General features: G+C 70.1%; 15 protein-coding genes and 1 tRNA gene. 10 read left to right on the top strand and 6 right to left on the bottom strand.

Translation table 11 applies throughout. The features are described 5' to 3' along the window. Nucleotides 1-20: 20 nt before the first annotated feature. Nucleotides 21-1,562 (bottom strand): amidohydrolase, encoded by a 1,542-nt coding sequence (locus tag P0R32_RS11285; protein WP_276237105.1) that lies wholly within the window; start codon nt 1,560-1,562, stop codon nt 21-23. A 123-nt stretch (nt 1,563-1,685) separates the two neighbouring features. Between P0R32_RS11285 and P0R32_RS11290 the strand changes: the two genes are divergently transcribed. Both P0R32_RS11290 and hmgA read left to right on the top strand, forming a co-directional pair. After that, complete coding sequence (locus tag P0R32_RS11290) at nt 1,686-3,041, top strand: outer membrane protein assembly factor BamB family protein (RefSeq protein ID WP_276237106.1); 1,356 nt, start codon at nt 1,686-1,688, stop codon at nt 3,039-3,041. Nucleotides 3,042-3,076: 35 nt separating this feature from the next. Continuing rightward, nucleotides 3,077-4,303, top strand: a complete 1,227-nt coding sequence (hmgA, locus tag P0R32_RS11295; RefSeq protein ID WP_276237107.1) for a hydroxymethylglutaryl-CoA reductase (NADPH) — start codon at nt 3,077-3,079, stop codon at nt 4,301-4,303. A 31-nt stretch (nt 4,304-4,334) separates the two neighbouring features. On the opposite strand, the gene P0R32_RS11300 is transcribed toward hmgA, so the two are convergent. Beyond that, complete coding sequence (locus tag P0R32_RS11300) at nt 4,335-4,715, bottom strand: hypothetical protein (protein ID WP_276237108.1); 381 nt, start codon at nt 4,713-4,715, stop codon at nt 4,335-4,337. Between the two features lie 42 nt (nt 4,716-4,757). Continuing rightward, nucleotides 4,758-5,282, bottom strand: a complete 525-nt coding sequence (locus P0R32_RS11305; RefSeq protein ID WP_276237109.1) for a DUF5817 domain-containing protein — start codon at nt 5,280-5,282, stop codon at nt 4,758-4,760. A gap of 131 nt (nt 5,283-5,413) precedes the next feature. Between P0R32_RS11305 and P0R32_RS11310 the strand changes: the two genes are divergently transcribed. Beyond that, nucleotides 5,414-5,755, top strand: a complete 342-nt coding sequence (locus P0R32_RS11310; RefSeq protein ID WP_276237110.1) for a cupin domain-containing protein — start codon at nt 5,414-5,416, stop codon at nt 5,753-5,755. Between the two features lie 21 nt (nt 5,756-5,776). Here P0R32_RS11310 and P0R32_RS11315 read toward each other — a convergent pair whose 3' ends face one another. Next, the gene (locus tag P0R32_RS11315; protein WP_276237111.1) at nt 5,777-6,385 is read right to left on the bottom strand and encodes a DUF6149 family protein; all 609 of its coding nucleotides are present in this window, start codon (nt 6,383-6,385) and stop codon (nt 5,777-5,779) included. Nucleotides 6,386-6,546: 161 nt separating this feature from the next. On the opposite strand from P0R32_RS11315, the gene P0R32_RS11320 reads away from it, so the two are divergent. The 4 genes from P0R32_RS11320 (at nt 6,547) to mptA (ending at nt 9,777) form a co-directional block, all read left to right on the top strand. Continuing rightward, on the top strand, nt 6,547-7,791 hold the full coding sequence (locus tag P0R32_RS11320) for an NAD(P)/FAD-dependent oxidoreductase (protein WP_276237112.1): 1,245 nt from the start codon (nt 6,547-6,549) through the stop codon (nt 7,789-7,791). Nucleotides 7,792-7,957: 166 nt separating this feature from the next. Further along, the gene (locus P0R32_RS11325) at nt 7,958-8,230 is read left to right on the top strand and encodes a hypothetical protein (RefSeq protein ID WP_276237113.1); all 273 of its coding nucleotides are present in this window, start codon (nt 7,958-7,960) and stop codon (nt 8,228-8,230) included. A gap of 104 nt (nt 8,231-8,334) precedes the next feature. Beyond that, nucleotides 8,335-8,751: a DUF7124 domain-containing protein gene (locus tag P0R32_RS11330; RefSeq protein ID WP_276237114.1), complete on the top strand. Its 417-nt coding sequence runs from the start codon at nt 8,335-8,337 to the stop codon at nt 8,749-8,751. Between the two features lie 99 nt (nt 8,752-8,850). Beyond that, nucleotides 8,851-9,777, top strand: a complete 927-nt coding sequence (gene mptA, locus P0R32_RS11335; protein ID WP_276237115.1) for a GTP cyclohydrolase MptA — start codon at nt 8,851-8,853, stop codon at nt 9,775-9,777. A gap of 70 nt (nt 9,778-9,847) precedes the next feature. Here the strand turns inward: mptA and P0R32_RS11340 are convergent, their stop codons facing one another. Both P0R32_RS11340 and P0R32_RS11345 read right to left on the bottom strand, forming a co-directional pair. Further along, nucleotides 9,848-10,651 (bottom strand): TrmB family transcriptional regulator, encoded by an 804-nt coding sequence (locus P0R32_RS11340; protein WP_276237116.1) that lies wholly within the window; start codon nt 10,649-10,651, stop codon nt 9,848-9,850. Between the two features lie 94 nt (nt 10,652-10,745). Further along, nucleotides 10,746-12,311 carry a DUF255 domain-containing protein gene (locus P0R32_RS11345; protein WP_276237117.1) on the bottom strand — a complete coding sequence of 522 codons (1,566 nt, stop codon included), beginning with the start codon at nt 12,309-12,311 and terminating at the stop codon, nt 10,746-10,748. A gap of 168 nt (nt 12,312-12,479) precedes the next feature. Between P0R32_RS11345 and P0R32_RS11350 the strand changes: the two genes are divergently transcribed. The 3 genes from P0R32_RS11350 to P0R32_RS11360 all read left to right on the top strand — a co-directional run bounded on the left by P0R32_RS11350 (nt 12,480) and on the right by P0R32_RS11360 (nt 13,985). Then, a complete protein-coding gene (locus tag P0R32_RS11350) occupies nt 12,480-13,085 on the top strand; it encodes an FxsA family protein (protein WP_276239398.1) in 606 nt (201 codons plus the stop codon). Between the two features lie 105 nt (nt 13,086-13,190). Continuing rightward, nucleotides 13,191-13,264, top strand: a tRNA-Ile gene (locus P0R32_RS11355). 310 nt (nt 13,265-13,574) lie between these two features. Then, nucleotides 13,575-13,985 carry a type IV pilin N-terminal domain-containing protein gene (locus P0R32_RS11360; protein ID WP_276237118.1) on the top strand — a complete coding sequence of 137 codons (411 nt, stop codon included), beginning with the start codon at nt 13,575-13,577 and terminating at the stop codon, nt 13,983-13,985. Nucleotides 13,986-13,987: the final 2 nt, after the last annotated feature.

The raw sequence follows: 13,987 nt of genomic DNA on the forward strand, positions 1-13,987 counted from the left end.
GGAGAGGCGACGGTCAGCCGTCAGCGGTCGTCGTACACGACGTCGCCGTCGACGGCGGTCACGGCCACGTCGACCTCGTCGATGGCGTCGGCGCGGTCCCACGGCGACTCCTCCAAGAGCACGAAGTCCGCGCGCTTCCCGCGTTCGAGCGTGCCGAGGCGGCCCTCGTCGAAGCCCGCGTACGCGCCGCCGCTGGTGTAGGCGCGCAATGCCTCGGTGACGCCGAGCGACTGCCCCTCGCTCGGGGCGTTCACCGCGTAGTGGACGCCCAGCAGCGGGTCGAGCGGCATACAGTCGCTCCCGAACGCCAGCAGTGCCCCCGCCTCACAGTAGGCGGGGAGGCGGTTTGCGTCGGTGCGACGGTCGCCGAGGCGCGCGTCGTACAGCCCGTCCTCGAACCCCCACTTGTGGAAGTTCGGCTGCATCGACGCGACGACGCCGAGGTCGGCCATGCGTTCGATGGCCTCGTCGCTCGCGAGTTCGCTGTGCTCGACGCGGTGGCGTGACTCGCCCGGCGCGTCTGTGTCGGCGTAGGCCTCGAGCACGGCGTCGATGGCGGCGTCGCCGATGGCGTGCAGCGTCACCTGGAAGCCGTGGGCGTCGGCGCGCGAGACCAGGTCGGCGATGCCGTCGGGGCCGAGCACCCACGTGCCCGTCTCGCCGGCGTCGTCGGCGTACGGGTCGTGGAGCTTCGCGGTTCGACCGCCGAACGTGCCGTCGGTGTAGGACTTGACCGCGCCCGTCTGCACCATGTCGCTGCCGTGGTTCGTGCGCAAGCCGGCGTCGATGAGCGAGTCGAAGTGGTCGGCCCAGTAGTTGACCCGGACGCGGAGGGTGAGTTCGTCCGCGAGGTCGAGGTCGCGGTACACCTCCGGCGCCTTCGACTGCCGGACCATGTCGTGGACCATCGTGACGCCCCGCTCGTTCGCGTTCGCCTGTGCGGCGCGGATCAGTTCCTCCGCCTCGTCGGCGTCGGGTTCGATGGCCTCGTACACCGGGTCGACGGCCTCCTCGACCACCACGCCGGTCGGGTCGCCACCCTCGGTGTGGACGTCGTCGTCGGGCATCTCCTCGCGCAGGCGGTCGAACACGGGGTCGTTGACGCTCGCGACGTGCATGTCCTCGCGGAACGCGACGACGGGCGCCGTCTCGCTGACGGCGTGGAGGTCCTCGCGGGTGAGGTAGCGCGACTCGCCCCACGTCGACTCGTCGTAGCCGAAGCCGAGCACCCACTCGCCGGCGTCGGTGTCGACTTCGCTCGCGCGCTCGCGGAGGAGGTCGACCGCCTCAGCGGGGGAGTCTGCCGTCGACAGGTCGGCGTGGACGAGCGTCCGGCCGGAGTTGAGGAGGTGGGTGTGGGCGTCGACGAACCCGGGGAGCGCGACGCGACCGGCGGCGTCGAGCGTCTCCGTGTCGGCGCCGACGAGGAACTCGACGTCGTAACTGGTGCCGAGGCGGACGATCCGACCGTCCCGGACGGCGAACGCCTCGTACGTTTCGTCGGGGTCCGCGAGCGTGTGCACCTCGGCGTTCGTCACGACGAGATCAGCGGGGGTAGTCATGGGAGGACCGGCGTCGCGCCGCGTCAAAATCGTTCGGGAAGCGGGGCGCCCGGGACGGAGCCGTGGGAGGTCGGCACCGGCGCGGACGACAAACCTTTGACACACCGCTCGGAACGCCGGCACATGGTCCCCGATCACCCCTCCAGACGAACAGCCCTCGCGCTCCTCGCCGGGACAGCCACGGTCGGGTGTCTCGGCGGGCGCCGACCCGCCGACCAGCCCGACGACGACGATGCGCCGGCGGCAGCCACCCCCGGCGACCCCGACGGTGCGCCCGCCGGCGAGGGATCTTGGCCGATGCTCGGCGGGGATGCCCGACACCGCGGTCACGCACCGTCCGTCAGCGGTCGCGAACCGGGGCAACCCGTCCGCGTCGACGCCGACGGACCGATGACGACGCCGACGGTCGTCGACGGGACGGCGTACCTCGTCCGCGGCGTCCCGACCGACGACGGCCCCCGTGCCACCGTCGAGGCGTACGCGCTCGACTCCGGCGACCGGACCGCGAGTGTTCCGCTGGCCGTCGACGGTGACCCGGTCGGGTTCCGCTTCAGCGCGCCGAACTCGAACTTCCGCCCCGTGTACTACCGCGGCCTGCTGTACGTCGCTGTCGGACAACGGGTCACAGTCGTCGACCCAGCCGCCGGTCGACAGGCGTGGACGACGGATGCCGTCGACGACTTGTTCTTCAACGAGCCACCGACGGTGACCGACGCGGGCGTGTTCGCGGGCGGCCCGTCCGGTGTCGCAGCCTACGACCACGACGGCGCGCTCCGGTGGCGGCTACCGCCGACCGCTGCCGACGACGACGACCCGACGACGGACCGGATCGGCAGCCCCCGGGTCGTGGCGGTCAGCGACGGGCGTGCGTACCTCTCTTGGGGGTCGCAACTCCGGGCGGTCGACGTGGCCGACGGGAGCACCGTCTGGCGCCACGACCCCGACGGGCCGTCCGCCTCGACGGTCGTCGCGACGAACGACGTACTCGTCCGCGCTGGCCTCCACGGCGTCGAGGTGGTGACGACCCAGGGAGAACGCGCGTGGCGCGGCGACTGGCCCGGCGGCGCGGTCGTCAGGCCGGCGGTCGCCGACGGCGTCGCGTACGTCGCGGGACTCACCGGCCACGTCGTCGCGTACGACCTCGCGGACGGCGAGCGCCGGTGGTCGCGCACCGTCGACCCCGGCGGGTTCGCACAGGGGACGACCGCGACCGTCAGTCAGTCGGCGGTCCACCTGCTCCGCGTCGACCCCGCCGAGCGCACCGTTCGAGTCCTCGCGCTCGACCGAGCCGACGGCGACATCGCCTGGGAACGGACGCGGACGGCGACCAGGGCGCGGGGCGTCGTACCCGCGTCGGGGCGGTATGTGTTCACCGCCGAGACGACGCCGGAGGCACAGCGACAGTCGTCCACGGCGGGGGCCGGGCAAGACACCTCGGCGACGCTGTGGGCGTTCCCGGTGGGCGAAGCCGACGACTGAAAGGAATTAACCGCTCCCGCCCGGACCACTCGCGCATGAGCGACACCGACGCCGACGCCGCGACGCTCGCCGAGCGCGTGCGCGACGGCGACCTCCGCCTGTACGAGTTGGAGGAGCACGCGGACGCCGACACCGCCGCCGCGGCCCGCCGACTGCTCGTCGAAGAGCACTCCGGCGCGGACCTCGCGACCAGCGGCGACTACGCCTTCGACGCCGCGGTCGCCGACTCCGCCATCGAGAACATGGTCGGCGCGATCCAGATCCCACTGGGCGTCGTCGGCCCCGTCGAGATAGACGGCGGCGCCATCTCGGGCGAGCACTACCTCCCGATGGCGACGACCGAGGGCGCGCTGCTCGCGTCCGTCAACCGCGGCTGTGCGGCGCTCAACACCGCCGGCGGCGCTGGCGCGCGCGTGCTCAAGAACCGCATGACTCGGGCCCCTGCCTTCCGCGTCGCCGACGTGGCCGAGGCCGAGGCGCTGTCGTCGTGGGTCCGCGACAACGTCGACGCCCTCCGGGAGGCCGCCGAGTCGACGACGAGCCACGGCGAGTTGAAGGAGGCGACGCCGTACGTCGTCGGCAACACCGTGTTCGTCCGGTTCGCGTACGACACGAAAGACGCGATGGGGATGAACATGGCCACCATCGCGACCGAGGAAGCCTGCGACGTGATCGAGGCCGAGACGACCGCCGAGTTGGTCGCGCTGTCGGGCAACCTCTGTACCGACAAGAAGCCCGCGGCGGTCAACGCCGTCGAGGGGCGCGGGCGGACGGTCGCCGCCGACGTGACCATCCCCCGCGAGACGGTCGAAGAGACGCTGAAGACGACCCCAGAGGCCGTCGCCGAGGTGAACACGCGCAAGAACCTCGTCGGCTCCGCGAAGGCCGGCAGTCTCGGCTTCAACGCCCACGTGGCCAACATGGTCGCGGCGATGTTCCTCGCGACCGGCCAAGACGCCGCGCAGGTCGTCGAGGGGTCGAACGCCATCACGACCGCCGAAGTCGACGCCGACGGCGACCTGTACGTCTCGGTGACCATCGCCTCGCTGGAGGTCGGGACGGTCGGCGGCGGGACGAAACTCCCCACGCAGTCGGAGGCGCTGGACGTGCTCGGCATCCGCGGCGGCGGCGACCCCGCCGGGAGCAACGCAGACGCGCTCGCGGAGGCCGTCGCGGTCGCGGCGCTCGCGGGCGAACTCTCGCTCCTCTCTGCGCTCGCGTCGCGGAACCTCTCGTCGGCGCACGCGAGCCTCGGGCGGTAACACCGGTCGTCGGGGAGACCCCCGGCATTCCCTACCCCTTCTGTCGGTCTTCTGCGGCCGCGATCAGTGTCTGGAGCAGCCACCAGAGGCGCGGTCGGACGCTGAGCGGGTCGCCCCACAGGTGGGCCGCCAGCGGCGCCTGCACCGTCGCCGCGAGGAAGAAGAACACGCCGACGATGGGGTCGAGGTACACCCACGCCGCGACGCCGGCGGCGCCCTCCCACACGAGCAGGGCGTAGGCCGCCCCGCCGTGGAGCGTGAGGAACACGCCGAGCAGCGAGACGAACGTCGCCGCGAACAGCAGCGCCGCGTACGGCGGTTCGCCGGGGGGCGACTCGATCTGGGCCAGCCACGGGAGCGCGGCGACTCCCCCGCCGACGCTCGCGAGCGTGCCCGTCGCTGCCTGCGACATACTCGCCAGTCCGCGCTCCTCGTGATAAACGCTCCGGGGCGGTTACAGGAGTCGATACTCGCCGCGCGACTCCGACGCCTCCCCGCGTCGCGTCAGGCGGTCGAGCAGGTCGCGCGCCGCCTCCGCTGGGACGCCGTGGTCCGTCGCGTAGTCGACGACCGCGTCTTCCGTCCGGTTCCCCTCGCGGAGCGCGTCGCGGACGACCTCGTCACGCGAGCGCGACCCACCCGACTCAGACGCGCCCGCGGCGGCGACCTCATCGGGGTCCAGCCCCGACCGTTCGAGGTACTCGCGGTCGTCGACGGCGCCCTCGAACGCTTCGACCTCCCGCTCCAACTCGGCCACCGTCCCCGCGCGCTCGAACGCCTCGGCGTCGCCGCGCTTGTCGGCCAGCAGTTTCGCTCGCGCTTGCGCCGCTGCGGCGCGGTCCTCCGACTCGTAGAAGCGCTTGAGTCGCTTCGTGGGGTGGCGCGTCGAACACGTCGGACAGGTCGCCGACTGTTGGCTGTCGGGGTCCGAGAGGAGCCAGTAGGTGCCGCACGAACGGCACCCGACGACGGCGTACATACCGAGCGCTTGCGCGTCCCACGGATTGAACCTTGTCACCGCAGCCGTGGGTCGACTGGCCGGTGCGTGCGCCCGCGGCGTGCACCCGCCGTGCCCGCGGAACTAAGTCGGTCGCCGTCGCGCCCACGGGTATGGAGCACGACCCACACGACCCAGACGGCGACACGGAGGCGGTGCCCGGCGTCCACCTCGCGCAGTTGGCGACGGGTGAGGAGATGAGCGTCCAGCACTTCACCATCGAGCCGGGGGCGACGGTGCCGTCTCACAGCCACCACCACGAGCAGGCGGGCTACATCACGGCGGGGGCGCTCACCTTCCTGTTGGCGGACGGCGAGGAGGTCGTCTGCGAGGCGGGCGACTCGTACGTCCTCGCGGGCGAGGAGGTCCACGGCGCCGAGAACAGGGGCGACGAGGTCGTGGAGGGCGTCGACATCTTCAGTCCGCCGCGCCCGAACCCGGACTGGCAGGAGTAGTCGCCACCACTGGCAACTTCGTCAGTCGGCGTTCGCTTCGTCGTCGAGGTCGGTCTCGTCGGCACCGGGTGCCAGCGACACGTCCACGTCGTCGGGTTCCTCGGCGCCGCCGACGTGCAGTTCCCCGTCGGCGTCCTCGACGTAGGCGTCGTCCGCGAACCCCGCGACGGCGTTCTCGAACTCGCCCTCGGCCATCCGCTCGGGCGTGGTCGGGGCGTCGGCGACGCCGTCCGCGGGCCGGAACTCGCCGAGCGGGTCGTCGATGGTGATGCCGTGGCGCTGGAAGAACGCCTCGTAGCGGCGGTAGTGCTGTTCCAACTCGTCGCTGGGAATCTCCATCATCTCCGCCCAGCCGTGGTTGAAGAAGTCGAAGTTCGCCTGGACGTGTGTGATCTCGCGGGCCTCCGCCTCGGGGAAGCCGGCCTCCAGCGCGGCGACGTACGTGTCCATCGTCGCGTCGAAGAAGTCGTCGAGGTGCTCGCGGCGCTCCTCGCGGTTCGCCTCCGCCGTCTTGCCGAGGAAGATGTCGGTGTGCATCCCGACGAGTTTGTCGTTGACGTAGCCGCCGACGACCGGCGTCGTGAGCGCGCGCTTGGCCGCCCAGTGGCGGACGTTCTGCCGGAGCTTCATACGCCGTCGTTGGGGTCGGACACCCTTGAATGTGCGGCGAACCGGCACTCCCGACGGCCCTCATTACACACCTCTAGGACTTGTGGATACCCCTGTTACGGACTCCCGTGAAGCCTCACGTCGATAGCAACCCACATTAACCCCGAATCCGAAGCGCGGGTATGAGCGAGTCGTTCGTCATCATCGGCGACGGGATCGCCGGCAGTTCTGCCGCCGAAACCCTCCGTGAGGAGGCGCCCGACGCCGACATCACCGTGATCACGGACGAGGGAGAGGCCCTCTACAATCGTATCCTCATCAAAGAGTTCGCCAAGGGGAAGCTCCCCGAGGCGCCCATCTCCATCCACGACGACGGGTGGTACGATGAGCGCGACATCGACCTCGAACTGAACACGCTCGTCGTCGACATCCGCACCGACGAGCACGAGGTCGAGACCCACACCGGCGACGTGCTGGAGTACGACAAACTCCTGCTCGCCGTCGGCGGCACGCCCCAGCAGCTCCCCGTCGAGGGGAGCGACGCCGAGGGCGTCCACCACTTCTGGACGTTCCAGGACGCCCGCCGGATCCGGGAGTCCGCCGAGGACGCCGAGGACGCCGTCATCGTCGGCGCGGGGCTGCTCGGCATCGACCTCGCGGCCATCTGCGGCGCGCAGGGCGTCGAGGGCAAGTACCTGATGCGCGGCGACTCGTGGTGGCGCTACGCGCTCGACGAGGAGGGCGCCGAGATCATGCACGACGCGATGCGCGAGCGCGGCGTCGAACCCGTCTTCCAGTCGGGCGTGGACCACTTCGAGACGGACGACGACGGCCACGTCACCACCGCGGTCGACCCCAACGGCGACAGCTACAAAGCCGACTTCGCCGGCGTCGCCATCGGCCTCAACCTCAACACCGAACTCGTCGAGGGCACGTCCATCGAGACAGACGACGGCATCGTCGTCGACGAGTTCATGCAGACGAGCGACCCGGACGTGTTCGCCGCCGGCGACATCACGCGCTTCTACGACGTGATCCTCGGCGAGCAGGCCCAGAACGGTGCGTGGGGCAGCGCGAAAGAGCAGGGCACCATCGCAGCGAAGAACATGCTCGACCACGGCTCCGAGGAGTTCCGCTGGGTGTCCTCGTACTCCATCACCCACTTCGACTTCCCGTTCCTCTCGTTCGGGCACCCGACGCTCGGCGACGACGAGGTCATGCGGAAGGTCGACGACGACGAGTGGCGCCGCCTCGCGCTGAAGGACGGCAAGATCGTCGGCGGCGTCCTGATCGGCAACCTCGCCCCTCAGTCCGCGTACAAACAGCTCATGCGCGAGCAGGTCGACGTGAGCGGGCAGGAGGACCTGCTCATGACCGAGGGCTTCTCCGTCGACGACCTTGAGACCGAGGGCGCGACCCCCGAGTAACCGAGCGACGACGACTCGCGACCTCGCTTCTCTCGACGCGTCCGTTCCCGGCCAGCGACCGCGCCGGCGTTGACTCTTCGGGACACTGTAGTGCGTTCGCACGGCGCAAGAGCTATGTACCATCCATGGTAAACGTTACCACGTGACACGAAACGGCCGACCACTGGTGGTGCGTCGAGCCGAGACGGTGCCCGAGGGGGCGACGGTTCGGCACGTCGATCAGTTGAGCGAGCGCGACAAGAGCGCGCTGTACGAACTGTCGCGAGGTGAGGCGGTCCGTGCGCCGGGGCTCGAACCCGGTGAGGTCGTGGTGTTCACGTCGTACTACCGGGTGGTGGAGGCCACGACCGCGGCCCCGGTGACGACCGACGGGCCGCCCGCCGAGCAGGACCGCGAGGCCGCGCCGGACGGGGGCGCGCCGTCGCCGGTCCGTCGGTAGCCCCCCGACGTCGAGGGAGCGAGCAACGGCCGACCGTCTGGGCGCCGACGGCACGCCGGCGGTCGGACCGACACCGTTTTCGGCGCCACTCTCGGAACGCGAGTATGGATAACGCCGGTTCGAGCGACATGACGCTCGCGTTCGAGTTGGACGCGCTCAAGTCGTTGGCGGACCCGAACGCGGTGTTCAACGACGCGCGTGGGTGGACCGAGTACGTCGGCGTCGTCTCCGAGAAGCCCACCTACGTCGTCACGAACTTCACCCGCAAGCACCGCGTCCGGCAGGACTTCTTCTCCGGACCACGCGGTGTGAACGAGTCGCTGGAGAACGTGAAACGCCAGTTCGACACCGACCGCCACGTGTTCGTCGGGACGACCGACGAGGACCGCGCGGTCGCCGAGGAGACCGGGTGGGAGTTCCTCCCGCTGGAGCAGGCCGCCGGGGCGGCGGGGTGGGAACTGACCGACCCAGACGACGACTCGGATCCGTTCGCCGAAGAGACGCGCGACGACTGGCCCTGACTGCGGCGACTGACCGCCGAACCCGACCGCGGTGTAGCGGTATGAAGCTTCACCTTTCGAAACCACTAATCAGCGTGGTCCCGTGTACGTATCTACTCAATGAGCCACCAGTTGCCGGACGTGCAGGCCAGTCGGCCGGACGTCTCCGTCGGACTGAGTCAGGTCGGCGTCACCGGCGTCGAGAAGCTCGTGAAGATCGACCGCGGTGACGACCGTCCGTGGGTGTTCATGGCGGAGTTCTCGGTGTTCGTCGACCTCCCCGGCGAGCGCAAGGGGATCGACATGAGTCGGAACATGGAAGTGATCGACGAGGTGCTGGAGGCGGCCACGCGCGAGGAGGCGTACCGGATCGAGGACGTCTGCGGCGACGCCGCCGATCGGTTGCTGGAGAAGCACGACTACACGACGACCGCGAAGATCGAGATGACCGCGGAGTTGGCGACGCGCGAGGACACCCCCGCGTCTGGCCGCGAGACGCAGTCTACGTTCACGGTCATCGCGAGCGCCGTCGCCGACGAGGAGGGGACGCGCGAGGAGATCGGGGCCGAGGTCACCGGCATGACCGTCTGCCCGTGTTCGCAGGGGATGTCCGAGTCGCGCGCCCGAGACAAACTCGACGAACTCGGCGTCGACGACGAGACCGCCGAGGCGTTCCTCGACGCCGTCCCCCAGCCGGGACACTCCCAGCGGGGCCACGCCACGCTGACGTTCACCGCCGAGGGGGCGCCCGAGGTCGACCTGCTCGACGTGATCGACACCGCCCGCGACTCGATGAGCGCGCGGATCTACAACTACGCCAAGCGGCCGGACGAGGACCACATGACGTACCAGGCCCACGCGGACGCGAAGTTCGTCGAAGACTGCGTGCGCACGATGGCCGAGGACGTCGTCGAGACGTACGACCACCTGGAGGACGACGTCGTCGTCCACATGAAGCAGTCGAACGACGAGTCGATCCACCAGCACAACGCCCACGCCGAGCGTGAGATCTCGATGGGCACCCTCCGCGACGAGTTAGCCGACTGAGGTCGAGCCCCCTTCTCGCGGCGGCCGCTCCCCGCTGGTTCTGTGCTGTCGGTCCGAACGCCCCGTCAGTTCACAGTCCGAGTGGGCTCGCCTGCTCCCACCGCTCGCGGAACGTCCGCCGCACGTCGCCGGCGAACTCAGGGTCCTTCAGGTCGATCATCGCGAACGACTCGCCCGGGTCCACCGGGCTCGGCACCTCCATACACACCTCTGCGTCGTCGACGAGCGTGAAGGTCCCGCGCAGCCCCGGCGCCGTTCGCACGGTGAAGTTCGGGTGATCGGCCATCCGTTCGAAGTAGCGCTCGCCGACGCTCTCGGGGAGTTGCGACGGGAGTTCCTCAGACAACAGCAGCGAGACGTCGACGCCGCGTTCGAGCGCCGCCTCCAACTCCTCGGCGATCGCTTCGCCGACGTCGCCGATGTCCAACCCGGACGCGGGGGCCGCGGCGATCATCACGACGCGATCGTCTGCCGCCGACAGCCGTTCGAGCAGGAGGTCCGCCGTCTCCTCGGGGCCGAGCGCGGCGGTCCAGAACTGCTCGTCGGGCGGGTCGCCCGCCTCCAACTCCGTCGCGAGGTCGTCGACGACGGCCTCGTACTGCTTGGCCTGCTCGTCGAGTTCGCGCTTGCGCTCCTCCAACAGTCGGTCGAGCGCGGCGTCGGGTTCGACCGCGAGGTACTTCTTCGGGCGACTCGCGGCCTGACTCCGCGCGAGGCGGTGGCGCTCCAAACTGTTGAGCACGTCGTACACCCGCCCCATCGGAACGCCGCTAGCCTCGGACAACTCCTTTGCCGTTGCCGGGCCCGCATCGAGGAGTGCGCGATAGGCCCGGGACTCGTACTCGGAGAGGCCGAGGTCACGAAGGTCTGCCATACACGCGCCACGGGTTGGGGGGTGAAAAAACTCACCCTGGGTTTACCGCGTCAGACACGAACCGACTCCGTCCGCACGTCGGCGGTCGGACTCATCACCGCGCGGTGTCGGCGACTGACTGGAGCAGCGCCTCCGGCGACTCGGCGGGGTCGGCGTCGCGACCGCGGAGGACCGCCGTTCCGGCGTCCACACGTTCGCTGTCGGGGACCACGACCTTCTCGTGGTCGGCGACGCGCAGCGCCGCGCGGTGGAGGTCCGAGCCGACGGGCGCACCCACGTCGACGACGAGCGGGTCGCTGGTGAGGCGGGCGGCGACGGAGCCGTAGCCGGCGACCTGTACGCCCATCCGCTCGGTCGCACCGGCGAACGCGCCGACGGCGGCCTCCGCGCGCTCGCGGTACTCGTCCTCGCCGGTGAGCGCCGCGAGGTCGAGCAGCGCGTCCGCGAACTCGACGACGCCGTCGATGGGGCGGAGGGGACGGTCGAGCATCCCCGCACCCGTGGCGGGGCCGTCGCGGAATGCGTCGGCGTCGCCCAGCACCTCGACCCCCCGGTCGGCGACCGCGCGGGCGACGTCGACGCCCGACCCGAGGACGGACTCGGCGCGGCAGAACGCCGCCGTCGTGCGCGCCACGTCGGACAGGAGGTCAGTCTCGGTGTCCGCCTCGTCGGCGTGGCGGACGGTGCCGTCGTCGTCGACGAGCGTCTCTCGGAGGTACGCGAGCGTGCGCTCGGCGTCCGCACGGGCGGACTCGTCGTCGGTGTACGCTGCGAGCGTGAGAAGCGCGTCCGCTGCGAGCGCGTTGCCCCCGGCGTAGGCGGTCAGGTCGGTTCGTTCGCCGTCGGGCCCGACGCTGGCGCCGTAGGCGAACCCCGACCACAGGTCGGCGTCGAGGAACGCCCGAATCTCGTCGGCGACCTCGCGGTAGGACTCGTCGCCGGTGTAGAGGTAGGCGTTCGCGAACGCGCGCAGGACCCCCGCGTCGTCGGCCAGGAGTTTCTCGCGCGCCGGGTCCGACCAGTCGCGCGCGCCGGCGTAGCGGTAGACGCCGCCGTCGTCGTCGACGAGGTTGCGCTCGACGGCGTCGAGCGTCTGGGTCGCCTTGTAGCGGTCGCGCTTGAGCGCGAACTCGACGGTCCGGGGCATCGGGAACTTGGCGTCGTCGCCCCAGCCGGCGAACTCGGGGTCCCACTGGGCGTCGAGTTGCCCCGCGAGGTGCGCCTCGATGGCGGTCGTCACCGGGCCGTGGGGCGTCTCACCGCCCGCGAGCGCGCGCGGGACGCGCCCGGCCTCCTCGCCGTTGTCGTCCCACGTCTCGCGGACGCGGTCGAGCACCGATCGGAACCCGTCCGGGCCGAGGTACGTCGCGCCCGTGAGCAGTTCGCCCGAGGGAGTCGCGAACACGGTCGAGGGGAACCCGCCCATGTTGTAGCGCTCGCGGACGCGTGGCTCCCGGTCGACGTCCACTTTCACCGGGACGAAGCCGTCGTTCACGTTGGCGGCGATGCGCGGTTCCCCGAACGTCTCGACGAGCATCCGGTGGCAGTCGTCGCACCACGTCGCCGTGAGGAACAGCAGCACCGGCGTGTCGGTTCGCTCGGCCTCGGCGAACGCGTCGGCGCCCCACTCGCGCCACTCGACGCGCGTCTCTCCGGTCATACCGACGTTCGGAGGCCGCCCGGCGTAAAGTCGGCGTTCGCGGTCGACGCCGCCGCGGGGACGTCACCGCGTCAGTTTGCCCACGGTCACTCCGGGTCACGCCGGCGGGGCACCGGTGTGACAACGAAAAGGGCTATACACGCCGCGCGGGGAACGCGTGGTATGCGCATCCGGGTCCGCTACCTGATCGTCGCCCTGCTCGCGATCCCGCTCGCGGACGCCGCGTTCCTGCTGTACGTCGCCTCGAACGTCATCACGCCCGTGCAGACGGTCGCGCTGGTCGTTCTCACCGGGTTGCTCGGGATGCTTCTCGTGCGCGCAGAGGGTCGTCACACCCTCCGCGCGGTCCAGCGAAAGCTGTCTCGGGGCGAAGCGCCGACCGGCGAGGTGCTCGACGGCGCGCTGTTGATCGCCGCCGGCGCGTTCCTCCTCACGCCCGGCCTGGTGACCGACGCGCTGGGGTTCCTCCTCGCGTTGCCGCCGACGCGCTACCCGATCCGCGAGGTGCTGCGTCGGTACGTCGTCGTCCCGTACCTCGACAAGCAGGCGGACGGCTTCGTCACGGGGAACGTCTGGACCGCGGGCTTCCCGAACGCCGACGCCACAGACGGCGCGGGCGGTGCAGGCGGCGCGGGCGGCACCCGCGTCGACTTCGGCGGGCGCCCCGGTGCCGGCTCTGACTCCAAAGGCCGCGGCGCCAATCGCGACGACGATGACGTGGTTGACGTCGACTTCGAGGAGGTCGACGACGACGACCGCGAGCGGTCGACGTGAGGGGCCACCACCCGACGACTGCGGCGTGCAACCGCATGACGTAGCGGCGATCGCGAACGGAAACGCTTATCCAATCCCTTCCACTATCCGTAGATGCGCTCACCTGGGCCAATAGCTCAGTCAGGTTGAGCGCTCGGCTGATAACCGGGAGGTCCGCGGTTCAAATCCGCGTTGGCCCATCCAAGAATTCGCCGGTGTGGTGCCGGCGAGAATTGGGGCCATGGCTCCCCAGCCACCCAATTTCCGTACACTACATCGCTGAGTCACATCACACTGTCTCTCGGCGCTCGACGACCGCCAGAGAGGCGAGTGACGCCGTCCACGGCCCCGCTGGAGCGCTCGGTACCGTCGAGTAGTGAGCCCCAGTGAGCGACGTGTTTCTCACGTCCGATACTAGGGTCGTTGGCTTTAACTTGTAAAGGTAAGTTCCGTGGAACGAACACAGTGCGAACGCGGGGTCCGGTCCGCGCGCCTGTACGAGCTCCAACAATGGACTTCACACAACTCTTCGACGACGACCGCGCCGTCTCGCCGGTCATCGGCGTCATCCTGATGGTCGCGATCACCGTGATCCTCGCGGCAGTCATCGGCTCGTTCGTCCTCGGACTGGGCAACAGCTTCCAGCAGACGGCACCGAACGCGAACTTCCAATTCGACTACGGCTCCGGTGGCAACGGCGTGAATGCAACTCACACGGGAGGAGACACGATCTCTGCTGACGACAGCCTCAACCTGACGGTGGCCGGGACCTCAGTCGCTTCAGCGGACAGTAGTGTTTCAGCTGGTGTCAGTTTCGGAAACGACACCGCACCATACAGCCAGGGTGACATGGTGCGCGTCGTCTGGACCGCAGCCTCGGGCGACACGTCTCAAGTCCTCGCCGATGAGGAAGCGCCGTAACG

The sequence above is a fragment of the Halobaculum marinum genome (assembly GCF_029338555.1).
Taxonomy (GTDB): Archaea; Halobacteriota; Halobacteria; order Halobacteriales; family Haloferacaceae; genus Halobaculum; species Halobaculum marinum.